Source organism: Kineococcus gurbantunggutensis, assembly GCF_050871925.1.
In the GTDB taxonomy this organism is placed as follows: domain Bacteria; phylum Actinomycetota; class Actinomycetes; order Actinomycetales; family Kineococcaceae; genus Kineococcus.
On sequence record NZ_JBJLSG010000067.1, the window covers coordinates 1 to 25963 of the forward strand.

Annotated in this window: 19 protein-coding genes; 8 read left to right on the forward strand and 11 right to left on the reverse strand. The window is 77.1% G+C overall.

Going from position 1 to position 25963, the window contains the following annotated elements:
- Positions 1-136 precede the first annotated feature (136 nt).
- From ACRYR7_RS13640 to ACRYR7_RS13660, 5 genes are all read right to left on the reverse strand, one after another.
- The gene (locus ACRYR7_RS13640) at positions 137-2374 is read right to left on the reverse strand and encodes a heavy metal translocating P-type ATPase (RefSeq protein ID WP_432572667.1); all 2238 of its coding nucleotides are present in this window, start codon (positions 2372-2374) and stop codon (positions 137-139) included.
- A 65-nt stretch (positions 2375-2439) separates the two neighbouring features.
- On the reverse strand, positions 2440-2664 hold the full coding sequence (locus tag ACRYR7_RS13645) for a heavy-metal-associated domain-containing protein (RefSeq protein WP_432572649.1): 225 nt from the start codon (positions 2662-2664) through the stop codon (positions 2440-2442).
- A gap of 89 nt (positions 2665-2753) precedes the next feature.
- A complete protein-coding gene (locus ACRYR7_RS13650; RefSeq protein WP_432572650.1) occupies positions 2754-3035 on the reverse strand; it encodes a metal-sensitive transcriptional regulator in 282 nt (93 codons plus the stop codon).
- Between the two features lie 248 nt (positions 3036-3283).
- A complete protein-coding gene (locus tag ACRYR7_RS13655; protein ID WP_432572651.1) occupies positions 3284-9403 on the reverse strand; it encodes a pectinesterase family protein in 6120 nt (2039 codons plus the stop codon).
- 198 nt (positions 9404-9601) lie between these two features.
- Entirely contained in the window at positions 9602-11047 is a 1446-nt protein-coding gene (locus tag ACRYR7_RS13660) for a sigma 54-interacting transcriptional regulator (RefSeq protein WP_432572652.1), read from the reverse strand.
- 89 nt (positions 11048-11136) lie between these two features.
- Between ACRYR7_RS13660 and ACRYR7_RS13665 the strand changes: the two genes are divergently transcribed.
- The gene (locus ACRYR7_RS13665) at positions 11137-12402 is read left to right on the forward strand and encodes an AI-2E family transporter (protein ID WP_432572653.1); all 1266 of its coding nucleotides are present in this window, start codon (positions 11137-11139) and stop codon (positions 12400-12402) included.
- A 75-nt stretch (positions 12403-12477) separates the two neighbouring features.
- Here the strand turns inward: ACRYR7_RS13665 and greA are convergent, their stop codons facing one another.
- Together greA and ACRYR7_RS13675 are read right to left on the reverse strand one after the other, a co-directional pair.
- Positions 12478-12972, reverse strand: a complete 495-nt coding sequence (gene greA, locus ACRYR7_RS13670; RefSeq protein WP_432572654.1) for a transcription elongation factor GreA — start codon at positions 12970-12972, stop codon at positions 12478-12480.
- A 166-nt stretch (positions 12973-13138) separates the two neighbouring features.
- Complete coding sequence (locus ACRYR7_RS13675) at positions 13139-13558, reverse strand: DUF4307 domain-containing protein (protein ID WP_432572655.1); 420 nt, start codon at positions 13556-13558, stop codon at positions 13139-13141.
- A gap of 138 nt (positions 13559-13696) precedes the next feature.
- Between ACRYR7_RS13675 and mca the strand changes: the two genes are divergently transcribed.
- Positions 13697-14599, forward strand: a complete 903-nt coding sequence (mca, locus tag ACRYR7_RS13680) for a mycothiol conjugate amidase Mca (protein ID WP_432572656.1) — start codon at positions 13697-13699, stop codon at positions 14597-14599.
- The gene (locus ACRYR7_RS13685) at positions 14596-14871 is read left to right on the forward strand and encodes a hypothetical protein (RefSeq protein ID WP_432572657.1); all 276 of its coding nucleotides are present in this window, start codon (positions 14596-14598) and stop codon (positions 14869-14871) included. Before mca ends, ACRYR7_RS13685 begins: the two co-directional genes overlap by 4 nt.
- Positions 14872-14874: 3 nt before the next feature.
- Here the strand turns inward: ACRYR7_RS13685 and ACRYR7_RS13690 are convergent, their stop codons facing one another.
- Positions 14875-15813 carry a Gfo/Idh/MocA family protein gene (locus ACRYR7_RS13690; RefSeq protein ID WP_432572658.1) on the reverse strand — a complete coding sequence of 313 codons (939 nt, stop codon included), beginning with the start codon at positions 15811-15813 and terminating at the stop codon, positions 14875-14877.
- A 76-nt stretch (positions 15814-15889) separates the two neighbouring features.
- Here ACRYR7_RS13690 and ACRYR7_RS13695 point away from each other — a divergent pair, with 76 nt between their 5' ends.
- On the forward strand, positions 15890-17989 hold the full coding sequence (locus tag ACRYR7_RS13695) for a thioredoxin domain-containing protein (RefSeq protein ID WP_432572659.1): 2100 nt from the start codon (positions 15890-15892) through the stop codon (positions 17987-17989).
- A 78-nt stretch (positions 17990-18067) separates the two neighbouring features.
- Here ACRYR7_RS13695 and trhA read toward each other — a convergent pair whose 3' ends face one another.
- A complete protein-coding gene (gene trhA, locus ACRYR7_RS13700) occupies positions 18068-18733 on the reverse strand; it encodes a PAQR family membrane homeostasis protein TrhA (RefSeq protein WP_432572660.1) in 666 nt (221 codons plus the stop codon).
- 86 nt (positions 18734-18819) lie between these two features.
- Here trhA and ACRYR7_RS13705 point away from each other — a divergent pair, with 86 nt between their 5' ends.
- The 3 genes from ACRYR7_RS13705 (at position 18820) to ACRYR7_RS13715 (ending at position 22428) form a co-directional block, all read left to right on the forward strand.
- Positions 18820-19581, forward strand: a complete 762-nt coding sequence (locus ACRYR7_RS13705; RefSeq protein ID WP_432572661.1) for an isoprenyl transferase — start codon at positions 18820-18822, stop codon at positions 19579-19581.
- Positions 19582-19884: 303 nt separating this feature from the next.
- Positions 19885-21261 carry a PhoH family protein gene (locus ACRYR7_RS13710; protein ID WP_432572662.1) on the forward strand — a complete coding sequence of 459 codons (1377 nt, stop codon included), beginning with the start codon at positions 19885-19887 and terminating at the stop codon, positions 21259-21261.
- A 396-nt stretch (positions 21262-21657) separates the two neighbouring features.
- Positions 21658-22428 (forward strand): aggregation-promoting factor C-terminal-like domain-containing protein, encoded by a 771-nt coding sequence (locus ACRYR7_RS13715; protein ID WP_432572663.1) that lies wholly within the window; start codon positions 21658-21660, stop codon positions 22426-22428.
- A 58-nt stretch (positions 22429-22486) separates the two neighbouring features.
- Here the strand turns inward: ACRYR7_RS13715 and ACRYR7_RS13720 are convergent, their stop codons facing one another.
- On the reverse strand, positions 22487-23464 hold the full coding sequence (locus ACRYR7_RS13720) for a DUF2470 domain-containing protein (protein ID WP_432572664.1): 978 nt from the start codon (positions 23462-23464) through the stop codon (positions 22487-22489).
- Between the two features lie 100 nt (positions 23465-23564).
- Between ACRYR7_RS13720 and rpsD the strand changes: the two genes are divergently transcribed.
- Positions 23565-24173 carry a 30S ribosomal protein S4 gene (gene rpsD / locus ACRYR7_RS13725; RefSeq protein ID WP_432572665.1) on the forward strand — a complete coding sequence of 203 codons (609 nt, stop codon included), beginning with the start codon at positions 23565-23567 and terminating at the stop codon, positions 24171-24173.
- A 120-nt stretch (positions 24174-24293) separates the two neighbouring features.
- Here rpsD and ACRYR7_RS13730 read toward each other — a convergent pair.
- A partial coding sequence (locus tag ACRYR7_RS13730; RefSeq protein WP_432572666.1) for a Na+/H+ antiporter occupies positions 24294-25963 on the reverse strand: 1670 nt, incomplete at its 5' end.

Below are 25963 nucleotides of genomic sequence, written 5' to 3' on the forward strand. Positions count from 1 at the left end.
CCAGGTGAGCTCCTGAGTCGGGGCCACGGCGGGGCCACAGGGCCGCCGGGGGGCGGCGTGGGACGGGCCGGGGGCGGGGCGGGGGGGGGCCCCCCCCCCCCCCCCGCGGGGGGGGGGCCGGGGCGGGGGCGGGCCGTCAGACGGCCGTGGCGCGGAAGCGGCGCAGCCGCAGGCTGTTCGTCACGACGAACAGCGACGACAGCGCCATCGCCAGCCCCGCCACCAGCGGGTTCAGCAGCCCCGCCACGGCCAGCGGCAGCGCGGCGACGTTGTAGGCGAACGCCCAGAACAGGTTCACCCGGATCGTGCGCAGCGTCGCGCGCGACAGGCGCAGCGCGTCGACGGCGGCGACGAGGTCGTCGCGCACCAGGGTCAGGTCGGCGGCGTGCGCGGCCACGTCGGTGCCGGTGCCCACCGCGATCCCGAGGTCGGCCGCGGCCAGGGCGGGGGCGTCGTTGACGCCGTCGCCCACGACGGCCACCGTGCGGCCCTCGCGCTGCAGCCGGCGCACCACCTCCACCTTGCCCTCGGGCAGGACCTCCGCGACGACCTCCTCGACGCCGACCTGCGCGGCCACGGCGCGCGCGGCGCGGGCGTTGTCGCCGGTCAGCAGCACCGGGCGCAGGCCCAGCGCGCGCAGCCGCGCCACGGCGGCGGCGCTGGTGGGGCGCACCGCGTCCGCCACCACGAGCAGCCCGCGCGCGGCGCCGTCCCAGCCGACGGCCACGGCGGTGCGCCCGGCCGCCTCGGCGCTCTCGCGCGCGGCGGCCAGCTCGGCGGGCAGCGGCTGCGCCCACCGCTGCTCCAGCCAGGAGGCGCGCCCGGCGGCGACGGCGCGCCCCTCGACGACCCCCTCCACGCCCAGGCCGCCGGTGGAGGCGAAACCCGTCACCGCGGGCAGCGTCCCGCGCGAGCGCGCGGCCGCGGCGACGGCGCGGGCCACGGGGTGCTCCGAGGCGTCCTCCAGCGCCCCGGCCAGCCGCAGCAGCTCCGCCTCCTCCACGCCGGCGGCGGGGTGGGCGGAGACCAGGGCCATCCGCCCGGTGGTGACGGTGCCGGTCTTGTCCAGCACCACGGTGTCCACCCGGCGGGTGGCCTCCAGCGCCTCGGGGCCCTTGACGAGCACGCCGAGCTGGGCGCCGCGGCCGGTGCCCACGAGCAGCGCGGTGGGGGTCGCCAGGCCCAGCGCGCACGGGCAGGCGATCACCAGGACCGCCACCGCCGCGGTGAACGCCGCCTCGGGGGCGTGCCCGGTGAGCAGCCAGCCGGCGAGGGTGGCCAGCGACAGGACGAGCACGACCGGCACGAACACCGCCGAGACCCGGTCGGCCAGGCGCTGCACGGCGGCCTTGCCGGACTGGGCGTCCTCCACCATGCGCGCCATCTGCGCCAGGCGGGTGGCCTCGCCCACGGAGGTGGCGCGCACGAGCAGGCGCCCGCCGGCGTTGACGGTGGCGCCGGTGACGGCGTCGCCGGCGCCGACCTCCACGGGCACCGCCTCGCCGGTCAGCAGGGCGGTGTCCACCGCGCCGGAGCCCTCCACGACCACCCCGTCGGTGGCGATCCGCTCGCCGGGGCGCACGACGAACTCGTCGCCCACGGCCAGGGCGGAGACCGGGACGCGCTCCTCGCGCCCGCCGCGCAGCACCGCGACGTCCTTCGCGCCCAGGTCGAGCAGGGCGCGCAGCGCCTCGCCGGAGCGGCGCTTGGCGCGCGCCTCCAGGTAGCGGCCGGTGAGCAGGAAGACGGTGACCGCGGAGGCGACCTCCAGGTACAGCTCGCCCGCGCCGCCGGCGCGCGCGGGCAGCAGGGAGAACTCCATGCGCATGCCCGGCATCCCGGCGTGGCCGAGGAAGAGCGCGTACAGCGACCAGCCGAAGGCGGCCAGGACGCCGGTGCTGACGAGGGTGTCCATCGTCGCGGCGCCGTGGCGGGCGTTGGTGAACGCCGCCCGGTGGAAGGGCCAGGCCCCCCACACCGCCACCGGGGCGGCCAGGGTCAGGCACAGCCACTGCCAGTTCGTGAACTGCCAGGCGGGCACCATCGACAGCAGCAGCACCGGGACGGTGAGGGCGGCGGAGACCAGCGCGCGCCGGCGCAGCTCGGCGGTGCGCGCGTCGGGCGCGGGGCGCTGCCCAGGACCGCCGGCACCGCCGGGCTCGCCGGTCTCGCCGGCGGGGCGCTGCGGTTCCGGCGCCGGGGGCAGGGCGGCGGTGTACCCGGTGGCCTCCACCACGGCGATGGCGTCGGCGACGCCGGTGCCCTCGGGCAGCGCCACGCGGGCCTTCTCGGTGGCGTAGTTGACGCTGGCCTCCACGCCGGGCATCCGGTTGAGCTTCTTCTCCACCCGGGCCGCGCACGAGGCGCACGTCATGCCGCCGATCTCCAGCTCGACGGTGCGCACCGCCCCCGGCGCGGGGGCCCCGGCGCCCTCGGTGCTCACGGTCGCGTCCCGGCCACCTCGTACCCCGCCTCGTCCACGGCGGCGGCGACGGCGACGTCGTCCACCGGCGTGTCCACGGTGAGGGTGACGGTGGAGGTGCCGCCGGGCACGAGGTCGACGTCGACGGCGCTGACGCCGTCCAGGGCGCCGACCTCGGCGCGCACCGCGTTCACGCAGTGCTGGCACGTCATGCCGGTGACCTCGTAGGACTGCTGGCTCACGGTTCCTCCTGGGGGTTCGCGGTGTCGCGGGGTGGACGGGCCCCGCCCGGGCGGGCGGGGCCCCGGGGCGGCCGGGGTCGTCGGGGCGGTCAGGACCGCACGAGGCGGGCGATCGCCTCCGACGCCTCCTTGACCTTGGCGTCGGCGACCTCACCGCCCTGGCGGGCGGCGTCGGCCACGCAGTGCGCCAGGTGGTCGTCGAGGAGCTGCAGCGCGACGGACTGCAGGGCCTTGGTCGCGGCGGACACCTGGGTCAGCACGTCGATGCAGTAGGTGTCCTCCTCGACCATGCGGTGCAGGCCGCGCACCTGGCCCTCGATGCGGCGCAGGCGCTTGAGCACCTGCTCCTTGTCCTCGTCGTAGCCGGGCACGGCAGCCTCCTGGTCGTCGCGGTCGCCCTCGTCAACAAGGTACCCCCAGGGGGTATTCCGGCGCGCGGTGGCCGGGGACGACGGAGCCCCGCCCGGAGGGGTCCGGACGGGGCTCGGTCGGCGCGGGCGCCGGGCCGGCCGACGACGCGCGCCGGCGGCGGGCCCGGGCCGCGGCCGCGGCCCGCCCGCCCCGCGGCGCGCCCCCCCCGCGCGCCCCCCCCCCGCGGCGGTGTCGGCGGGCGGTGGTGTCAGCCGGCGGTGGGGTTCCAGCCGTCGGTGCCGGCCAGGTAGGCGGCGGCGGTGTAGCGCTCGGCGTCCGCGTCGCTGAGCTGCGGGCGCGCGACCGGGTCGACGACCGCGGCGCCGGGACCGGTGTTGCGGTGCTCCGCGAAGCGGCCGGTGGTCCACGGCGTGGCCGCGTTCCAGTCCTTCCACGGCGCCGCGCCGATCGCCGCCCCGATCTCGGTGTCGCGGACGACGACCTGCGCCCGGGAGGTGGCCGCCTCCGGGTAGGGCCGGCCCAGGTGCATCGACCCGGCGGGGCCGTCGGTGAGGATCCGGCTGCCCGTGATGAGGAAGCCGTGCTCGGAGGTGCCGGTCACCGAGGAGTCCGTCAGCACCCCGCCGGGGCTGCTCAGCAGGTGGAACGTGCTGTCGGCGAAGACGGCGGTGCCGCGACCGATCACCGTGTCCGCCCCGCCCTCGACGTACGCGCGGTGGAAGTAGGCGCGCGCCGTGGTCGAGGTGTTGGGGCTGATCACCCTCAGGGCCTGCTTGCCGCCGAGGAGGCGCACGTCCTCGAAGACGTTGCGGTCGCCCTGGGTCTGCAGCGCGGTGGCCGACGCGGCGGCGGCACCGGCGGTGTTGGCGACGGTGAGGTTCTTCACCGTCCAGCCCCGGCCCGTGAGGGTCAGCGTGGCGCTGGTGCCGGCGGAGGTGACCACCGCGTCCTCCGGCGAGGTCCCCGCACCGACGATCGTCACGCCGTAGCGGTTGCCGCTGGTGACGGCGCCGGCGTACGTGCCCGGCTGCACCAGCACGACCCGGCCGCCCTGGGTGGTGTAGTCCGCGTTGTTCGCCAGCAGGTCGATGCCGCCCTGCAGGGTGGTGGCGTCGCCGGAGCCGTCGAGGGCCACGACGACGTCCGCCTTCACGGGCGTCGCGGTGACCGCGCCCGAGGCGGGCGAGGCGTTGCCGGCGGCGTCCACCGCGGTGACCGTGTAGCGGTGCGCGGTGCCCACCGCCGCGGTGGTGTCGGTGAACGTCGTGCCCGTCACCGGGCCGCCCACCTGCACGGCGCTGCCGCCGCCGGTGGAGCGGTGCACGACGTACCCGGCCACGTCGGCGTCGGCCGGCGCGCTCCAGGTGAGCGTCACCGTCCCCTTGCCGAGCCGGCCGCTCAGCGCGGTCGGCGCCGCGGGCGCGGTGGTGTCGCCCGGCGCGGCCGGGGTCTCCGGCGCGACCGGGGTGGTGGGCGTGACGACCGGGGTCTCCGGCGCGACCGGCGTGGTGGGCGTGACCACCGGGGTCTGCGGGGTCTGCGGCGCGGGCGTGGTCGGCGCCGCCTCACCGGTGGGGTTCCAGCCGTCGGAACCGGCCAGGTACGCCCACTTGGTGGCGCCGGCGGCCTGCTCGTCGGTCAGCTGGGGGCGGGTGGCGCCGGTCGTCGCGCCGGCGCCGGTGTTGCGGTGCTCCGAGAAGCGCCCGTCGGTCCACAGGTTCGGGGTCATGTCCGCCCACGGCTGGGTGGTGCGCACCGCGGCCGGCAGTTCGGTGTCGCGGATCGTCACCTGACCGCGGGAGTTGTAGACGGTGCCGTTCTTGGTGTACCCGTCGCTCCACCCGCGCCAGGGCCGGCCCAGCGAGAACGTCCCGGCCGGGGCGTCGCTGGTGATCCTGGAGCCCGTGATGAGGAACCCGTACGGGTTCTTGTCCGAGGTGCTCGCGGCGGTGACGTAGCCGTTGTTGCTGCTGCTGCCGCGCGTCAGGGCGTGGATGGTCGTGCGGTCGAACACGGCGGTGCCGCGGCCGAAGATGAAGTCGACGTCGCCCTCGACGTAGCTGTCGACGAAGTACGAGCGCGCCACGACCGGCGCGTCGGGGGAGTCCACGAGCAGCGTGTCCTGGTTGCCCAGCAGCCGCACGCGGCGGAACACCAGGCGGTCGCCGGTGGTCTTCAGCGCCACGGCCTGCTCGGAGGTGAAGGCGGTGTTCGCCGCCTCGTCGAAGGAGTTGCGGATGGTGAGGTCCTGCACGGTGACCCCGCTGCCGCTGACGAGCACCGACTGGCTGGCCCCGGTGCCGTAGGTGCCGGTGCCGTCCGGCCTGGGCGTGCCCGCGGCGTTGTCGTAGTCCAGGACGACGTCCTCGGCGTGGCCGGTGGTGCCGATGAGGGTGACGTTGCTCTTCGTCACCGAGATCATCTCGTGGTAGGTGCCGGGGGCGATCGCGATGACCGTGGGGTTCGCGGCGGTGCCGGCGGGCGCGGCGGCCAGCGCGGCCTGCACGGTGGTGAAGTCCCCGCTGCCGTCGGCCGCGACGAGCAGGTCGTGCGCCGGGACGGTGGAGGCGGCGGGGGTGCCCGCGGCGGCCGCGGAGGCCGGCGAGGCGTTCCCGGCGGCGTCGACCGCCACGACCGTCCACGAGTAGGCGGTGCCGTTGACCAGCCCGGTGTCGGTGAACGACGTCCCGGTCAGGCGCGCGGTGTTCACCTTCACGGGCGCGGCGGTGCCCTCGGCGCGGTAGACGTCGTAGCCGGCGACGTCGTTCTCGGTGTTCGCGCTCCACGACAGGGCGGCGCGGGCGTCGCCGGTGCGGGCGGTCAGCCCGGCCGGGGCCGCCGGGGCGGTGGTGTCGGCGACCGTGGGGTTCCAGCCGTCGGCGCCCGCGAGGTAGGCGGCGGCGGTGTACTGCTGCGCCTGGGCGTCGGTGAGCTGCGGGCGGTCGGCGTTCACGCCGGCGCCGGGGCCGGAGTTGTTGTACTCGAAGAACCGCGCGTCGCGCCAGGAGAACGTCGTGGTCATGTTCGTCCACGGCGCGGACCTGATCGCCGCGGGCAGCACCGTGTCGCGCACGACGACCTGCGCGATCGCGTTCGCGTTGCCGCTGGGCTGCCAGGGCCGGCCCAGGCTGAACGTGCCGGCCGGCGCGTCGCTGGTGATGGTGGAGCCCGTGATGAGGAACCCGTAGCGAGTCGCGGTGTCGGTGCTGGCCGCGGTGACGTACCCGTTGTTGCTGCTGCTGCCGCGGGTGGCGGCCTTGAGCGTGGAGCGGTCGAACACGGCGGTGCCGCGGCCGAAGACGAAGTCGACGTCGCCCTCCACGTAGGAGTCCACGAAGTACGCCCGGGCCTGGACCCCGGCGCTGGGGGTGTCCACGTAGAGGGTGTCCTGGTCGCCGACGAGGCGCACGCCGTCGAACACCAGGCGGTCGCCGGTGGTCTTCAGCGCCACGGCCTGCTCGCTGCCCGAGCCGGTCTCGACGTAGGAGTTCTCGATGGTGAGGTTCTTCACCGTGACGTCGTTCGACTTCACCGTGACGGTGGCGCTGCCGGAGGTGCCCAGGGTGCCGGTGCCGTCCGCCTTGGGCGTGCCCGCGGCGTTGCCGTAGGAGATGACGACGTCGTCGGCGGCGGCGCCGGTGCCGATCAGCTGCACGAACGGCTTCTTCTCCAGCACCAGCACCTCGCGGTAGGTGCCCGGCTCGACCGCGATGACCGTGGGGTTCGCGGCGGTGCCGGCCGGCGCGGCGGCCAGGGCGGCCGCGACGGTGCTGAAGTCGCCGCTGCCGTCGGCCGCGACGGTGTAGTCGGCGCCGGGGACGGCCACGACCGCGACCGGGCGCAGCGCCTGCGCGGTGGCGGGCGCGGAGGAGTTCCCGGCGGCGTCCACGGCGACCACGCGGTAGTGCGAGGTGCTGCCCGCCGGCGCGGTGGTGTCGGTCCAGGTCGTGGCGGTCAGCGCGCTCGCGGTGAGCTGCGTCCAGGGCCCCTCGGCGGCGGGGGCGCGGAACACCAGGTACCCGGCCAGGTCGGCCTCGGTGCCCGCCGTCCAGGACAGGGTGGTGCCGCCCTCGGCGCCGGCGGCGCTCAGGGCGGTGGGCGCGGCCGGGGCGGTGCCGTCCAGCGGGGCGGCCGTGGCGGTGGCGGAGACGGGCGACTCGTTGCCGCTGGTGTCCACGGCGGTGACCCGGTACGTGGAGGCGGTGCCGGCGGGGGCCGCGGTGTCCAGCAGGGAGGTGGCGCTCAGCGGGGAGGTGGTGACCTCGCTGAACGTGCCGTCCTGGCCGGCGGCGCGGTACACCCGGTACCCGGCGAGGTCCTCCTCGCGGCTCGCGCTCCAGCGCAGCTGCACGCCGGTGGCCGCAGCGGTGGCGCTCAGCCCCGCGGGGGCGGCCGGGGCGGTGGTGTCCGGGCGCCGCGCGGTCACCGCGACGGGCGCGGACAGGTTGCCGCTGAGGTCCACCGCCAGGACGCGGTAGGTGTAGGTGGTGCCCTGCGCCGCGGTGGTGTCGGTGTGGGCCGAGACGGCCAGCGGGGTGCTCGTCAGGGTGCGGAAGGACGTGCTGGTGCCGGTGGCGCGCTGCACGACGTAGCCGGCCAGGTCGGCCTCGGTGCTGTCGGGCCAGTCCAGGGCCAGCCCGTCGGCGGTGGCGGTGACCACCGGCGCGCCCGGGGCGGCCGGGGCCGCGGCGTCCGTGCGCAGGGCGCTGACGGCGGCCGGCGCCGACTCGTTGCCGCTGGTGTCCACGGCGGTGACGCGGTAGTGGCTGGGCACCCCGGCGGGGGCGGAGGCGTCGGTGAACCTCGCGGAGGTGGTCGTGGCGACCAGCTCGTGCTCGCCGTCGACGGAGGCGGCGCGGTAGACGCGGTAGCCGGCCAGGTCGCCCTCGCCGTTCTTCGACCACGTCAGCGCGATCGAGCTGCTGGAGGCCTTGGCCTTCAGCGAGCGCACCGCGGCGGGGGCGACCGTGTCGGGCACGGCGGCGGCCACGGCGGTGTGCGCGGAGGTGTTGCCGCTGAGGTCCACGGCGGCCACGCGGTAGGTGTAGCGGGTGCCGGCGACCGCGGTGGTGTCGGTGAACGCCGAGGCGGTCAGCGGGTCCTTCGTCAGCGCCTTGAACGAGGTGCTGGTGCCGGTGGCGCGCTGCACGACGTAGCCGGCCAGGTCCTCCTCGGTGCCGTCGGCCCAGTCCAGCGCGATGCCGCCGGTGCCCGGGGTGGCGGTGAGGGTGGCCGGCGCGGCCGGGGCGGTCCTGTCCGGGCGCAGGGCGGCGACGGCCGCGGCCGGCGACTCGTTGCCGCTGGTGTCCACGGCGGTGACGCGGTAGCGGGCGGTGAGCCCGGCGGGGGCGCTCTTGTCGGACAGCTTCGCCGAGGTGGGCGTGCCGATCAGCTCGTACTCGCCGCCGGCGGCGCCGGCGCGGTACACGCGGTACCCGGCCAGGTCGGCCTCGCGGTTCTTCGACCAGCTCAGCGAGACGCCGCTCGTGGAGCCGGAGGCCTTCAGCGAGCGCACCGCCAGGGGCGCGACGTCGTCGGGCAGCACGGCGCGGGTGGAGGCGGCGACCGAGGCGTTGCCGCTGAGGTCGACCGCGGTGACGCGGTAGGTGTAGGCGGTGCCGGCGACGGCGCTGGCGTCCGTCCAGGCCGAGGCGGTGAGCGGCGTGCTGGTGAGCTTGCGGTACGAGCTGCTGGTGCCGGTGGCGCGCAGCACGACGTAGCCGGCCAGGTCGGCCTCGGTGCCGTCGGCCCAGTCCAGCGCGATGCCGGCGGCGCCCGCCGCGGCGCTCAGCGCCGCCGGCGCGGCCGGGGCGGTGCCGTCGGGGCGCAGCGCGCTGACCCGCACGGGCGCGGACTCGTTGCCGCTGCGGTCCAGGGCGGTCAGGCGGTAGTGGCTGGTGAACCCGGCCGGGGCGTCCTTGTCGGTGAACTTCGCCGAGGTGGTCGTGGCGATCAGCGCGTACTCGCCCTCGGCGGTGCCGGCGCGGTACACGCGGTACCCGGCCAGGTCGCGCTCGGTGCTCTTCGACCAGCTCAGCGAGACGGAGCTGCGCGAGCCCTTCGCCTTCGGCGAGCGCACCGCCGCGGGGGCGGTGGTGTCCCCGGTGAGCGCGGTGGGCGCCGGGGCCGGCGCGGTGGTGGGCGCGGTGGTGGGCGCCGGGGCCGGCGCGGTGGTGGGCGCCGGGGTCCCGGTGGCCGGCGCGGTGCTGCGGACGTCGCGCTCGGCGCGCTCGACGACGACGGCCTCGGCCGCCGAGGCGGGCGCGGCCAGGCCGACGGCCAGGGCGACGGCGATGAACGGGGGGACCGCGTGGAAGGCGCACCGGCGCACGGTGAAGGCGCGGGCGGGGCCGGAGGGGCTGGTCATCGGGGCTCTCTCTTCGCGCAGCACCGCGGCGGCGGCCGGGGCCGTCGCTGCGGGTCACCCGCGAAGACGGCGGGTGACGTGTCGAGATTGAGAGTTCACCGATGCGCTGGGCAAACGCCGTGCACCCGTTCGGGCACCTCGGGTCCCCCGGTGGCCGGACAGCCGTGACCGACCGTCACCGGGGGCTACCCGCAGCGTTCAGCTGCCGTAGACGGTGCGCCCGTCGTCCAGCACGAGCTTGTCCAGCCGGCGCGTCAGGTGCAGCGACTCCAGCACGAACTCCACGCCCGCGGCCGCGCGCCCCGGCGTCGGCTCGTCGCCCAGCCCGAGGCGGTCCAGCACCTGCGCCAGGCCCGGCACGGTGCCCACCTGCTCCAGCAGCCGTCGCGCCGGCACCAGGTCGCCGGTCTCGATGGTGCGCCCCTGCGTCACCAGGGCGCTGAAGCCGGACAGCTCGGCGCCGCCGAGGCGGGCGCGGTACGTCTCGGCCACCGCGGTGCGCAGCAGGTGCTCCAGCACCTCGCTCTCGCGGCCCTCCTCGCCCTGCTCGAACTCCACCTTCCCGCCCAGCACGCTGACCACCGTGTGCAGGTCGCCCACCCGGGCGACCGGCTCGCCGTCCTCGCCGGACAGCGCCGAGCGGCGCAGCGCCGCGGCCGCCACCGTCTCCGCCGCCGCGATCGAGAAGCGCGCCGAGACGCCCGAGGCGGGGTCCACCGCCGGCGACTCGCGCACCGCGCGGGTGAAGCGCGCCAGCACCTCCAGCAGGTGCTCGGGCACCTCCGCGACCGTGTCGGCCTCCTGGCGCACCAGGTCCACCTCCAGCTCGACCTCGAGCGGGTAGTGGGTGCGGATCTCCGCGCCGAAGCGGTCCTTCAGCGGCGTGATGATGCGCCCGCGGTTGGTGTAGTCCTCCGGGTTCGCGCTGGCCACCAGCAGCAGGTCCAGCGGCAGGCGCAGCTGGTAGCCGCGCACCTGGATGTCGCGCTCCTCCAGCACGTTGAGCAGCGAGACCTGGATGCGCTCGGCCAGGTCCGGCAGCTCGTTGATCGCGAACACGCCGCGGTTGGTGCGCGGCACCAGGCCGAAGTGGATCGTCTCCGGGTCGCCCAGGGCGCGGCCCTCGGCGACCTTCACCGGGTCCACGTCGCCGACCAGGTCGCCCACCGAGGTGTCCGGGGTGGCCAGCTTCTCGCCGTAGCGCAGCGAGCGGTGCAGCCAGTCCACCGCCAGCGCGTCGCCCTCGGCCAGCACCCGCCGGCGCGAGGCCGGGGTCAGCGGGGCGTACGGGTGCTCGTTGAGCTCGCTGCCGGCGATCACCGGCGTCCACTCGTCCAGCAGGCCCACCAGCGAGCGCAGCAGGCGCGTCTTGCCCTGCCCGCGCTCGCCCAGCAGCACCACGTCGTGCCCGGCCAGCAGGGCGCGCTCCAGCTCCGGGGCGACGGTGTCCTCGTAGCCCAGCACGCCGGGGAAGCGGTCCTCGCCCGAGCGCATGCGCGCCAGCAGGTTGCGCCGCAGCTCCTCCTTGACGGTCACGTGCTCGTGGCCGGAGGCGCGCAGCGCCCCCAGGGTGCGCGGCAGGTCGGCGGGGGGCTCCAGGGGCAGGGCGGTGGCGGTCGTCGCGCGGTCGTCGCGGTTGCTCACCCGCCGAACCTACGTCGGCCGCGCGCCGCGCACACCCCCGTCCGGTCCCCGCCGCGCCGAGCGCGGCGGGGAGCACCACGATGGTGCCCATGCCGCAGCCCCGCCCCGCTCCCCGGCCGGGCCCGGGGGCGCCCCGCGCCGCCGACCCCGAGCCCGAGGGCGCCCTGCACCCCCGGCCGCACCACCCCTACGTCAGCCCCGCGCTGCGCACGGCCGCGGAGTGGTCCTGGCGCCTGCTGGCGGTCGCCGCGGCCGTCGTCCTGGTGGCCTACGGGCTCAGCTACCTGTCCGAGGTGCTCGTCCCCGTCCTGGTGGCGCTGCTCATCACCGCCATGCTCGGGCCCGTCGTGGCGTGGGGCCACGCGCGCGGGGTGCCGCGGGCGCTGGCGACCCTGCTGACGATGCTGCTGGCCCTGGCGGTCGTCAGCGGCCTGGTCGCCCTCATCAGCACCCAGGCCGCCGACGGGTTCGGCGACCTGTCGGAGTCCGCCAGCCAGGGCATCGACGAGGTGGAGGAGTGGCTGGCCACCGGGCCGCTGCAGGTCTCCTCCGCGGCGCTGTCGGGCTACGTGGACCAGGCCCAGGAGGCCCTGGCCGCCAACCGCGACACGATCGTCTCCGGCGCCACGGGCGTGGTCACCACCGCCGGGCACGTCGTGGCCGGCTTCTTCATCGCGCTGTTCGCCTCGTTCTTCTACCTGCTGGAGGGGCGGCGCATCTGGTCCTGGCTGCTGCACCTGTTCCCCCGCCCGGCCCGCGACGCCCTCGACGACGCCGCCCGCCAGTCCTGGGTGACGCTGACGCACTACATGCGCGCCACGATCGTCGTCGCGCTCGTCGACGGCGCCGGCGTGGCGATCGGCGCGGCGGTGCTGCGGGTGCCGCTGGCGGTGCCGCTGGGCCTGCTCGTCTTCCTCGGCGCGTTCATCCCCATCGTCGGGGCGCTGCTCTCCGGCGCCGTCGCCGTGCTGGTCGCGCTGGTCGCGCAGGGGCCGGTGACCGCGCTGATCATGCTCGGCGTCGTCATCGCCGTCCAGCAGGTCGAGAGCCACCTGCTGCAGCCCTTCCTGATGGGCCGCGCCGTGGCGGTGCACCCGCTGGCGGTCATCCTCGCCGTGGCCGGCGGCGCCACCGTCTTCGGCATCGTCGGCGCCCTGTTCGCCGTGCCGCTGGTGGCGGTGCTCAACACCGGCGTCACCGCCCTGGCCCGCGGCGGCCGGCGCACCGAGGAGGTCGCCGAGATCGAGGACTCCGACGCCCCGCTGGCCCCGGACCGGCCCGCGCCCACCGGCGGGGGCGGCGGGGGCGGCGGCGGCACCGGCGGCGGGGACGAGGCGCCGCGCGTGCGGCGCTGAGCGCGCGAGCGCCCCGGCGCCCGCGAGGGGGACCGGGGCGCCCGGCGCGCGGGGACCGGCCGGGGCCGGTCGCGCTCAGCCGCTGAAGGGCTCCACCTTCAGGACCTTGACCGGGATGCTGCGCCCGTTGGGGGCGGTGTAGCTGACCTCGTCGCCGGGCTTGCGGCCCAGCACCGCCGCGCCCAGCGGGGAGCGCTCGCTGTAGACGTCCAGGCCGCCGGCGTCGCCGACCTCGCGGCTGCCCAGCAGGAACCTCTCCTCGTCCCCGGCCAGGTCCACGGTGACCACCGAGCCGAGCGTCACCTCGCCGGAGGCCGAGGGGGTCGCCTCGCCCACCTTCGCGGTCTCCAGGAGCTGGCGGAGCTGGCGGATGCGCAGCTCCTGCTTGCCCTGCTCCTCCTTGGCCGCGTGGTAGCCGGCGTTCTCCTTGAGATCGCCCTCCTCGCGGGCCTGCTCGATGCGCTTGGCGAGTTCGGTGCGGCCCGCGCCGGACAGGTGCTCGTACTCGGCCTTCAGCCGGTCGTAGGCGTCCTGGGTCAGCCAGGTGACGCTGCCGGTCGTCTCGCTCACGGTCGCTCCTCGTCGCGCTCGCTCAGGGGGAGCCTTCGTGCCCACCCTCAAACACCGAGTCGCCCGGCCCCGCGACCGCGGGGACGAGCGACTCGAAGCGACCACGTTAGCCCGGACCGGTGCGGTCCTCCAACGCTGCGCCGCCCCGGCGCCCCGGCCGCGGGGCTCAGCCGGACGCCCGCGCGCACGAGACCACCTGCGCCGTCACCGCCCGCGAGGTGGTGCGCACCTCCACCGTGCGCTGCACCTCCCGCTCGGGGCCGGCGGGCACGTCCACCCGCAGCAGGCCCACCTCCGCGGCGCCGGCGTCCAGCGCGTGCACCGTGCACGTCACCGCCGTGCCGGGCTCGCGCGTCACCGCGAAGCGCACCTCCACGGTGCGGTCGTCCACCACGCGGTGGCCGATGGCGGTGGAGGAGGGCCCCTGCGACTGGGCCACCGACACCCACACCCCGTACGCCAGCACCAGCAGCGCCCCCAGGACCGCCGCCGCCAGCGGCAGCGGGCGCCGGTACCAGGGGCGGCCCGCCCGCGGGCGGCGCCCGTAGCGCGCCGCGAGCAGGTCGTCGGTGGTCTCGCTGGGCACGGGGGCTCCCGGTTCTCGGAGGTGGCGCTCCGCCCGTCGCGGGGGTGGGCGAAGATGGGGGCAGAGGACGTGCCCCGATCGTCGCACCCGCCGCCGGCGGGGACAGCACGAGGCGGGCGAGCAGGAGGAGGAGCGCTGGTGGCGGAGACGCTGCGGCTGATGGCCGTGCACGCCCACCCGGACGACGAGTCGAGCAAGGGCGCCGCGTCGACGGCGCGCTACGCCGCCGAGGGCGTGGAGGTCCTCGTGGTCTCCTGCACCGGCGGGGAGCGCGGCGACGTGCTCAACCCCCGCCTGAAGGGCGACGCGCGGATGCTGCGCGACATGGCCGAGTACCGGCGCCGGGAGATGGCCGAGGCCGCCCGCATCCTGGGCGTGCAGCACCGCTGGCTCGGCTACGTCGACTCCGGCCTGCCCGAGGGCGACCCGCTGCCGCCGCTGCCGGCCGGCTGCTTCGCCCTGGAGCCGCTGGACCTGACCGTCGACGCGCTCGTGCACGTCGTGCGCGAGTTCCGCCCCCACGTGATGACCACCTACGACGAGTCCGGCGGCTACCCGCACCCGGACCACATCATGTGCCACAAGGTCTCCCGCGAGGCCTTCGACGCCGCCGCCGACCCCGCGCGCTACCCGCTGGCCGGCGCGGCGTGGCGCACCTCCAAGCTCTACTACCACGCGTCCTTCTCCCGGAAGCGGATGACCGCCTTCCACGAGGCGCTGCTCTCGCTGGGCAAGGAGTCGCCCTACGCGGAGTGGATCAAGCGCGCGGAGGAGGCGGAGAAGGACCCCGACGCGCCGCGGCGCGTCGAGCTGGACGTCACCACGCGCGTGGAGTGCGCCGACTTCTTCGACACCCGCGACCGCGCCCTGCTCGCCCACGCCACCCAGATCGACCCCGACGGGTTCTTCTTCGGCGTGCCCAACGAGCTGCAGCGCGAGCTGTGGCCCACCGAGGACTACCACCTGGCGCTCTCGCACGTGCCCACCGAGCTGCCCGAGGACGACCTGTTCGCCGGCCTGCGCGGGCGGGACGGCGCGTGAGCGGCCCCGGCGCCCTCGCGGCCGCCACGCCCACCCCCACCACCAGCGGCACCGGGCAGCCCTCGGTGGACGCCGACCTGGTCACCCCCGGCCTGGGCGGCTTCCTGGCCCTGTTCGGCCTGGCCCTGGCCCTGTACCTGCTGGCCCGCAGCATGGCCCGCCGCGTGCAGCGCATGAACCACCGCGCCCGCCTGGACGCCGAGGAGCGCGCCGCCGCGCGCGCCGACGGCGGCGCCCGCGGCGGGGAGGCGGGGCCGGACCCGCGCGGCTGACCCTCAGCCGCGCGCCACCGCGGTGGTGCGCTCGCCCACCGGGCGGGCCACGTGCTCCTCCACCGCGGCGAGCACCGCCACCGCCTCGCGCCCGCGCGCGACGTCCAGCGGGTCCGGCCCGCCGCCGGCGGCGCCGGCGCGCAACCGGTCCACCGCGCGGGCGAACCCCTCCTGCGGGGTGCCGTGGAAGCGCGGCAGGTCGTGCCGCCCGCCCGGGCCCCACACCGTCGCGAACGAGCCGCCCGCCCCCGCCGGCGCCGTCAGCGTCAGCGACAGGGCGCTGCCCGCGCCGCCGGCGTGCTCCAGCGCCACGTTCACCGCGTCGCGCGCCCCGCGCCCGGCGCTGACCCGCTCCACCGGCGGCAGCAGCTCGCCCAGCACCGACAGCGCGTGCGGGCCGGTGTCCCACAGCCCCCCGCGCTCGCGCCGCCACGCCGAGGCCCCGTACGGGTTGCCCGGCGCGTCGATCGTGCCCGCCCAGCGGGCGATGGCGCCCTCCCACGGGCCGTGCTCGGCGGCCAGCGCCCGCATCCGCTCCAGCCAGCCCGTCACGTCCGGCTGGAACAGGTAGGTGGTGTAGACGATCGAGGCCACCCCGCCCTCGCGCACCGCCGCCACCACGTCGTCGGCGGCGGCCACGTCCAGCGCCAGCGGCTTCTCCAGCAGCACGTGCCGGCCCGCGCGCGCCGCGCGCGCCGCCAGCGGCGCCTGCACGTGCGGCGGCAGCGCCAGCGTCACCGCGTCCACCGCCCCGATCAGCTCCTCCGGGGAGGCGAAGCCGCGCCCGCCCACCCGCGCGGCCACCGCCGCCGCCCGGTCCGCGTCGCGGCCGGCGAAGCCGACCAGCTCCACGTCCGGGTGGGCGGCCAGCGCCGCCCCGTGGCAGGTCTCGGCCCAGTGACCGGTGCCGAGGACCCCGAACCGTCGCGGTGCGTCGCTCACGCGGCCAGCCTGCCGCACCGCCGCGCGCCGCCGCGCGCCGGTCGTGACCACCGGGGCGCTGTGGCAGCGTGGCCGCGTGGCCGACCGCCTGCGTCACTCGCGCAGCCCCTACCTCCAGCAGCACCGCGACAACCCCGTCGACTGGTGGGAGTGGGGGCCCGAGGCGTTCGCCGAGGCCCGCCGGCGCGACGTGCCCGTCCTCGTCTCCACCGGCTACGCCGCCTGCCACTGGTGCCACGTCATGGCGCACGAGTCGTTCGAGGACCCCGCCACCGCCGAGCACATGAACGAGCGGTTCGTGTGCGTGAAGGTGGACCGCGAGGAGCGCCCCGACGTCGACGCCGTGCACATGGCCGCCACCACCGCCCTCACCGGTCAGGGCGGCTGGCCCATGACGACGTTCTGCACCCCCGGGGGCGAGGTCTTCTTCGCCGGCACGTACTTCCCACCGCGCCCGCACCCGCAGGTGCCCTCCTTCCGGCAGGTCCTCGCCGCCGTCGACGAGGCCTGGCGCGAGCGGCGCGCGGAGGTGCTGGGCTCCAGCGCCCGCATCGCCCGCGCCCTGGGCGAGGTCGGCACCCCCTCCGGCGGCGCCCCGCCCGGCGAGGACGACCTCGAGGCCGCCGTCGCCGCCCTGGCCGAGGAGGAGGACCGCGTCCACGGCGGGTTCGGCGGCGCCCCGAAGTTCCCGCCCTCGGCGGTCGTGGAGTTCCTGCTGCGCCACGCCGCCCGCACCGGCGACGAGCGGGCCGCCGGGATCGCCGCGCGCACCCTGACCGCCATCGCCCGCAGCGGGACCTGCGACCAGGTCGCCGGCGGGTTCGCCCGCTACGCCGTCGACGCCGGCTGGGTCGTGCCGCACTTCGAGAAGATGCTCTACGACAACGCCCTGCTGGCCCGCGCCTACCTGCACTCCTGGCGCGCCACCGGCGACGAGGAGCACCGCCGCGTCGCCGAGCAGGCCTGCGAGTGGATCGTCACCGGCCTGGGCACCCCCGAGGGCGCCTTCGCCGCCTCCCTGGACGCCGACACCCCCGTCGCCGACGCCGACGGGCACGTGCGCGCCGTCGAGGGCGCCACCTACGTGTGGACCCCCGGCGACCTCGTGGAGGTCCTCGGCATCGACGACGGCCCCTGGGCCGCCGGGCTGCTCGGCGTCACCGGGGCCGGCACCTTCGAGCACGGCACCTCCACCGCCCGGCTGACCCGCGCCCTGCACGGCGAGGAGCTGGCGCGCTGGCTGCGGGTGCGCGAGCGCCTCGCCGCCGCCCGCGCCGACCGCCCCCAGCCCACCCGCGACGACAAGGTCGTCCTCGCCTGGAACGGCCTGGCCCTGGCCGCCCTCGCCGAGGCCGGCGCCCTGCTCGCCCGCCCCGACCTGCTGCTCGCCGCGCGCACCGCCGCCGAGTTCCTCGTGCGCGTGCACTGCGTCGACGGCCGCTGGCGGCGCGTCTCGCGCGACGGCGTCGTCGGCGCGCCCGCCGCCGTGCTGGAGGACCTCGGCGACCTCGCCGAGGGCCTGCTGGCCCTGCACGCCGCCACCGGCGAGCACCGCTGGGCGCGCGCGGCGCGCGAGGTGTGCGAGGAGGTCCTCGCCGAGTTCACCGCCGAGGGCGGGGGGTTCCACGACGTCGCCGCCCACGCCGTCGACCCCGCCCTGCACGCCGCCCGCGGCGGCGCCGGGCGCCCCTCGGACCCCTCCGACGGCGCCACGCCCTCCGGGTGGAGCGCCGCCGCCGGGGCGCTGCTGTCCGTGGGCGCGCTCACCGGCGAGTCCCGCTTCACCGACGCCGCCGTCGCCTCCCTCGGCGCGCTGACCCTCCTGGCGCGGCAGGCGCCCCGCTTCGCCGGCTGGGGCCTGGCCGTGGCCGAGGCCCTGCACGACGGCCCCCGCGAGGTCGCCGTCCTGGGCGACCCCGGCGACCCCGGCGCCGCCGAGCTGCACCGCCTGGCCCTGGCCGGCACCGCCCCCGGTCTGGTGGTGGCCCGCGGGGTGCCGGGGGAGTCCGACCCGCCCCTGCTGGCGCAGCGCGGCCTCGTCGACGGCCGCGCCGCCGCGTACGTGTGCCGCGGCCGGGTGTGCGAGGCGCCCACGACCGACCCGGCCGCCCTCGCCGCCGCCGTGGGGGCCCGGACCCCCCGGCCCCCGGCCCCCCCACCCCTCTCCCCGCGGTGATCGGGGGAGTCGCCCCTTCCCCGACCACCGCGGGGGGTGCGAGGTCCTTCCCGGACGCCCGGGCGCGGACCCGCGCCCTCAGCGGTGCTGCAGCGTCGCGATCGCGATGGCGGCGAAGTGCGCGGTGAAGCCCAGGACGGTGCAGGCGTGGAAGACCTCGTGGAAGCCGAACCAGCGCGGGCTGGGGTTCGGGCGCTTGAGGCCGTACACGAGCGCGCCGGCGGAGTAGGCGACGCCGCCGACGACGACCAGCGCGGCCACGACCCGGCCGCCGCCGCGGGCGAAGGCGCCCAGGTAGCCCACGGCGACCCAGCCCAGCGCGACGTACACGGGGGTGTAGAGCCAGCGGGGGGCGCCGACCCACAGGACGCGGAAGGCGGTGCCGGCCAGGGCGCCGGCCCACACGAGGGTGAGCAGGGAGCGGGCGCGGTCGGCGGGCAGGGTGGTGACGGCCAGCGGGGTGTAGGTGCCGGCGATGATGAGGAAGATGTTGCTGTGGTCGAGCCGGCGCAGCAGGGCGTTGGCGCGCGCCGACCAGGTGCCGCGGTGGTAGACGGCGCTGGTGCCGAAGAGCAGCGCGGCGGTGACGGCGAAGACGGCGGCGGCGGTGCGCGAGGCGGTCGTGGGGGCCAGGACGACGAGCACCGTGCCGGCCACGAGCGCGGCGGGGAACGTGCCGGCGTGCAGCCAGCCGCGCAGGCGCGGCTTGACGGCGGCGAGCGCCGGGGCGGGGTCGAGCGTCATGCCGGGACCGTACGCTACGCCACCGTAGGTTCGGCCTGCCGCGCAGCGCACCGGTGCTCGTGAGCGCGGGTGTACGGTCAGCGCCGATGGGCCTCCGCGAACTCCTCTACGGCGCGTACGGGCGGCGGCTGGAACGGTCGCTGGACCCGGCCGTCCTCCCGCGCCACGTCGGGATCATCCTGGACGGCAACCGCCGGTGGGCCAAGGCGTTCGGCGCGCCGAGCGCGCACGGGCACCGCGCCGGCGCCGACAAGGTCGTCGAGTTCATGGGCTGGTGCGACGACGAGGGCATCGAGGTCGTCACGCTCTACCTGCTCTCCACGGACAACCTGCACCGGCCGCAGGCGGAGCTGGCGCCGCTGATCGGGATCGTGGAGGACTGCGTGGCGCGCCTGGCCGCGGCGCGGCGCTGGCGGGTGCACCCGGTGGGGGCCCTGGAGCTGCTGCCGCCGGCGACGGCGGAGCGGCTGCGCGAGCTGGCGCGCGAGACCGCCGACATCGGCGGCGCGGTGGTCAACGTGGCGATCGGCTACGGCGGCCGGCAGGAGATCGCCGACGCGGTGCGCTCGCTGCTGCGCGAGCACGCGCAGGCGGGCACCCCGATCGAGGAGCTGGCGGACGTGCTGACGGTGGACCACATCGCCGCGCACCTGTACACCAAGGGCCAGCCGGACCCGGACCTGGTGATCCGCACCTCGGGCGAGCAGCGCCTGTCGGGGTTCCTGCTGTGGCAGAGCGCGCACACCGAGCTGTACTTCTGCGAGGTGCTGTGGCCGGACTTCCGCAAGGTGGACTTCCTGCGGGCGCTGCGCTCTTACGCCGCCCGGGAGCGCCGCTTCGGAGCGTGACGGCCAGGACTCCTCCGGGAGCCCGCGGTGACGCTGCGTGCCGCCACCCCGTCAGGTCACCGCCACGTCACCCGATGCTCACCCGGACGGGCGTGTTCCCGGCCCCGCGCAACGGTTCTGGGGCTAGCGTCGAGGTCGACGGGTGGCGCCCGCCGCCCGTCCGGGAGGTCGCCGTGCGTGCTGTCCAGCGCAGCGGGGGGGCCCGGTCCCGGGTCGCCCGCGGGGCGACCTGAGGTCCCGGTCCGCCGCTGCTGAGGGGGTCCGGGCGCGTGCGCTGCCGGGCCCCGGAAACGGGAGACGTCCGTGGTCACCAGCTCCAGCCCCGCCGCGCCCACCCCGACCGACCCGGCCGCCGAGCCGGCCGCGCCCGGCGCCCAGGGGCGCCGCACGTTCGTCCTGGACACCTCCGTCCTGCTGTCCGACCCCGCCGCGCTGACGCGCTTCGCCGAGCACGACGTCGTCCTGCCGCTGGTGGTGGTCAGCGAGCTGGAGGGCAAGCGCCACCACCCGGAGCTGGGCTACTTCGCGCGCGAGTCGCTGCGCCGGCTGGACGACCTGCGCGTGCAGCACGGGCGCCTGGACCGGCCGGTGCCGGTGGGGGAGGAGGGCGGCACGCTGCGGGTGGAGCTGAACCACTCCGACGCCGCCTCGCTGCCGTCCTCGCTGCGCACCGGGCCGCTGGCCACCGCCGGCGACACCCGGATCCTGGCGGTGGCGCGCAACCTGGCCGACGAGGGCCACGACGTGACGGTGGTGTCCAAGGACGTGCCGCTGCGGGTGAAGGCGTCCGCGGTGGGCCTGGCGGCCGACGAGTACCGCGCGGAGCTGGCGCCGGACTCGGGCTGGACGGGCGTGGCGGAGCTGACGGCCACGGCCGAGGAGGTCTCCGCGCTGTACGAGGCGGGCTCGGTGGAGCACCCGGAGGCGCGCGAGCTGCCGGTGAACACGGGCGTGGTGCTGGCCTCCCCGCGCGGGCACGCGCTGGGCCGGGTGGGCGCGGACAAGCAGCTGCGGCTGGTGAGGGGCGACCGCGAGGCCTTCGGGGTCCGGGGGCGCTCGGCGGAGCAGCGGATCGCGCTGGACGCGCTGCTGGACCCGGAGGTGAGCATCGTCTCGCTGGGCGGGCGCGCGGGCACGGGCAAGTCGGCGCTGGCGCTGTGCGCGGGCCTGGAGGCGGTGATGGAGCGCCGCGAGCAGCGCAAGGTGGTGGTCTTCCGGCCGCTGTACGCGGTCGGCGGGCAGGAGCTGGGGTACCTGCCGGGGACCGAGGCGGAGAAGATGGGGCCCTGGGGCCAGGCGGTCTTCGACACGCTGGAGGCGCTGGTGGCCCCGGCGGTCCTGGAGGAGGTCGTGGACCGCGGGATGCTCGAGGTGCTGCCGCTGACGCACATCCGCGGCCGCTCGCTGCACGACGCGTACGTGGTCGTCGACGAGGCGCAGTCGCTGGAGCGCAACGTGCTGCTGACGGTGCTCTCGCGCATCGGGCAGGGCTCGAAGGTGGTCCTCACGCACGACGTGGCGCAGCGGGACAACCTGCGGGTGGGCCGGCACGACGGGGTGGCCGCGGTGGTGGAGGCCCTCAAGGGGCACCCGCTGTTCGCGCACGTGACGCTGACCCGCTCGGAGCGCTCGCCGGTGGCGGCGCTGGTGACCGAGCTCCTCAACGACTTCGGAGCGTGATCAAGGCGATCCGCTGAGCTGATGGCGGTGCGGCCGGGTGACGGGATCGACCGTCGCCCGGCCGCGTCAAACCTCGTGCGCCACCCTCGACACTGTGAGATGCGCCACGAAAGTCGACGGATCGTCGCTCAGCCGTAACCTCAGCGTGACGAAGTTGCGGTAGGCGGTTTGCCTCGGACGCCTAGGTCGGGGCAGCGTTCCCCGCCGACAGCACCCCGCCGCTGTCGGCAGGCGCTCGCGCCGGCCGCCACGACGGGCACCGGCCGGCCGCACCGCGGCGGGCCGGGCGGCCGACCGGGCCCCACGGCCGCCCCTCCGCAGCGAGGTGGCGGCGACCCGGCGTCGGGGTGGACGCACTCGACCGGGCGTGGGCCGGCGACCGAGGGAAGGCCCGGCTTGCCGACGACCCCCCAGCACCGCACCCCGCACGACCCCTCGCAGGACCCCTCGCTCGACCCCTCGCCCGGCGCCGCGCCGGACGCCCCCGCCCGCCGCGACGCCCGCCGCGCCCGCGCCGCCCGGCGCTGGTCGTGGCTGGCCGCCCCCGGCGTGGTGGCCGTCGGCGCCGCCGTCCTGGCCGGCACCGCCCTCACCGGGGGCCCGGCCCCCGAGGCGCAGGCCGCCGTCCCGGACCACCTGCTCGCCGCCGCCAACGCCGAGCGGCAGGTGACCACCGCCGCCGCCTGGTTCTCCGCGCAGGACCTGCGCACCTCCGCCGACGCCCGCGTCGAGGCCGAGCGCGTCGAGGCCGAGCGCGTCGCCGCCGAGCAGGCCCGGCTGGCCGCCGAGGCCGCCGCCGCCGAGGCCGCGCGCCTGGCCGAGGAGGCCCGGGCCGCCGCCGCCGCCGAGGCCACCCGCAGCGCCCAGCGCGACCCGCGCGGCGTCGCCCGCGCCCTGGCCGGCGAGCGGGGCTGGGGCGAGTCGCAGTTCTCCTGCCTGGACTCGCTGTGGACCAAGGAGAGCGGCTGGGACCACACCGCCGACAACCCCACCTCCAGCGCCTACGGCATCCCGCAGGCCCTGCCCGGCAGCAAGATGGCCTCCGCCGGGGCGGACTGGGAGACCAACCCCGTCACCCAGATCACCTGGGGGCTGCAGTACATCGAGAACCGCTACGGCACGCCCTGCTCCGCCTGGGCGCACTCTAAGGCGAACAACTGGTACTGAGCCGGACCGGGCTGGACCGAGCCGGGTCGAGCGGGCGCCCGCCTGGCCCCCGCTCGGCTCAGCCGTCCAGGCCCCCGCACGGGCAGCCCAGCGCCGAGCACAGCGCCGCGCGCAGCTCGTGCGGGCCGGCGGCCGGGCGGGCGAAGGGCGCGCGCAGCAGCCGCGTGCCCGCCCCGACGGTGACGAGCACGTCCAGGCCGTAGCGGTCCACGCCCACCACCGAGACCTCCCGGGTGCGCGCGGCCTGCTCGCCGGGCAGCTCGCGCAGCACCCACGCCACCAGCGCGTCGCGGTGCAGGCCCTCCACGTGCGCCACCACCCCGGCCTCGTCGGCGTAGAACGGGTCGGCGCTGGCGGCGGCGACGGCGTCCTCCTCGAGCAGGTGCACGCCCTCGGCGGTCGTCACCCGCACGTCGGCGACCTCCAGGCGCCACAGCGCGCGGGTGGTGCCCACGTCGAGCAGCGCGCCCAGCGGCAGCGCCGCCGCGGCGGCCTGCGCCAGCCCGCGCTGGTCGGCCGCCCCGACCCGCTCCACCCAGCCGGTCACGCACAGCCGGGCGCGCGGCAGCGCGGCCTGGCCCGGGGGCACGTCCAGCACGTCGAGCACCGCGGGCACGCCCGAGGCGCCGGCCGGGGCCCCGGCCGCCTCGAGCGCCAGCTCCAGCAGCCGCTCGTGCAGGGCCTCGCCGGTGCCCACGAGCAGCAGCAGGCCGCCGTGCGCGTCGGTGAGGTGCTGCACGCGGTGCGCCTCGGTGCCCGCCGCGCCGCGCGCGGCGCCGGCGTCGCGGGCGTCGTGGGCCCCCGCGTGGGCGTCGTGGGCGCCGTGATCGGGGGAGCCGTGGTGCGGGCAGCCGCCGGCCGCGGCGGGCAGGCGCAGGGTGCCGGGCACGGTGCCCGCGGCGAGCGTGCGCGCCCACTGCGCGGGCGTGGGGCGCTGCGGGGCGCCGGCGCGTGTCGGGGGCACCTGCCCGCAGGCACTAGAGTTGGAGGCGGTGCGCTCCGAGAGATCGCCCGGTGCCGTGGTCCACCTGGTCACGTGTGCCTCCTCGGAGCGCGATCGTCCTGACCTCCCGGCGTCCGCCGGGTCGAGCTCTTCTCGACTGAGGTCAGGCTCACCTTACGATCAGGAGGAAGCAGTGAACAACGCGCGTCCCAAGGTGCGCATCAGCCGCGCCCTGGGGGTGGCCCTCACCCCGAAGGCCGCCCGCTACATGGACCGTCGCCCGTACCCGCCGGGCATGCACGGCCGCAAGCAGAAGAAGGCGTCGGACTACGCCACGCAGCTGCGCGAGAAGCAGCGCCTGCGCTACCAGTACGACATCAGCGAGACCCAGCTGCGCCGCGCCTACGACCTGGCCAAGCGCAAGCCCGGCAAGACCGGCCAGAACCTGGTCCAGCTCCTGGAGACCCGCCTCGACGCGGTCGTGTGGCGCGCCGGCTTCGCCCGCACCATCTACCAGGCCCGCCAGATGGTCGTGCACCGCCACATCAACGTGGACGGCCGCCGCGTGGACCGCCCCTCGTACCGGCTGCAGCCCGGCCAGGTCATCGAGGTCGCGGCCCGCAGCAAGACCAAGACCCCGTTCATCGTGGCCGCCGAGGGCGGCTGGAGCGAGAACGAGATCCCCGGCTGGCTGGACGTCGCCCGCCAGGACCTGACCGCCCGCGTGCAGGCCCTGCCCGTGCGCGAGCAGATCCCGGTGACCTGCGACGAGCAGCTCGTCGTCGAGTACTACTCGCGCTGAGGCCCGGGCACCGCTCGCGCCGACGCGCACGACAGGGCGCCGACCCCGCTGGGGTCGGCGCCCTGTCGCCGTTCCCGGCCCCGTCCCCGCACCCGTGACGGGACCCGTCCCCGGGCCCGCTCACAGCCGCGGGGAGCTGCGGTGCGACAGCGAGGCCTCGTCCAGGTCGAGCTGCTCCAGCGACTCGCGCACCGCGTCCTCGGCGATCGTGCCGTCCTCCTGCGCGCTCACCAGCGCCTCGCGCTGAGCGCGGATCATCCGCCGCCGCAGCTCCACCCCCGTCTCGCCCGCGCGGCGGCCCTCCGCGGCGCCCTCGGTCTCGGCGCCCTCCGCGGCGCGCAGCGCGGCCAGCTGCTCGGCGCGCCGCAGCACCAGCTCCGCCACGTGCCGCTCGACCGGGTCGCCGGCCTCGTCGCGCGCGCGCGTCAGCTCCGCCCGGGCGGTGCGCGAGGCCAGCTCGCGCGCCCGGGCGCGCTGCCCCTCCAGCCACTCGCGCTCCTCGGGGGCCTCCACGCGCAGCCGCCGGATCAGGCGCGGCAGCGTCGAGCCCTGCAGCAGCAGCGTCCCCACCGCCACCGCGAAGGCCAGCACCTGCAGGTCGGCGCGGTGCGGGAACGGCTCGCCGGAGGCGGTGCGCTCGGGGATGCCGGCCGCGGCCGCCAGGGTCACCACGCCGCGCATCCCGGTCCAGGCGATCACCAGGTCCTCGCGCGGGCTGTAGTGCCGCCCGCCGGGGGAGAAGCGCCCGTGCAGCACCCGGCGCATGAGCACCCCGCCGCCCACCACCCACGCCACCCGCACGGCGACGACGCCCACCAGGACGACGGCGGCCGCCCACGCCAGCGTGGCCGCGCTGGAGCCCTCGCCCAGCGCGTCGCGCAGCAGGAAGCTGAACTGCAGCCCCAGGTAGGCGAAGACGAACGCCTCCAGCAGCACGTCCAGCAGGTGCCACACGTCGCGCTCGGCGATGCGGGTGGCGTACACGGTGCGCACCGAGCGCCGCGAGAGGGCGAAGCCGGCGGCCACCACCGCCAGCACCCCGGAGGTCTGCAGCTCCTCGGCCACCGCGTAGGCGGTGAAGGGGGTCAGCACGGCCAGCGCGGTCATGTTGGCCGGGTTCCACAGCCGGGTGCGCACCGCGTGCACCACCCGGCCCAGCACGGCGCCCACGAGGATCCCCCCGGCCGCCTCGAAGAGGAAGAACAGCACCGGGTTCCCGATGACGGTCTCGGTGCCGGCGACCGCGGCCGTGGCGGTGGAGAACAGCGTCAGCGCCGCCGCGTCGTTGACCAGGCTCTCGCCCTTGAGGGTGGTCAGCACGCGGGCGGGCAGCCCCAGGCGCCCGCCGATGGCCACGGCGGTCACCGCGTCGGGCGGGGAGACCACGGCGGCCAGCACCAGCGCCGTGCCCAGCCCCAGCCAGGGCACCGCCCAGGCGGCCAGCGCCCCCACGACGGCCGTGGTGACCACGACCAGCAGCACGCCCAGGTTGGTGATCGAGCGCCAGCGGCGCACGAAGCCGCGCCAGGAGAAGTCGGTCGTGGTGGAGAACAGCAGCGGGGGCAGGACCACCGACAGGATCACGTCCGGCGGCAGCTCCAGGCGGGGCAGGCCCGGCACGAAGGAGACGGCGGCCCCGGTCACGGCCAGCACGAGCGGCGCCTGCCAGCCGCGCCGGAAGGAGACGATCGTCAGGGCGAGCGCGCCCAGCAGGACGAGGAGGAGCTGCGGGAGCACCCGGCCAGTGTTCCCGCGCCCGCCCGCCCCGGCGCGCCGGAGGCGCCGGGGCG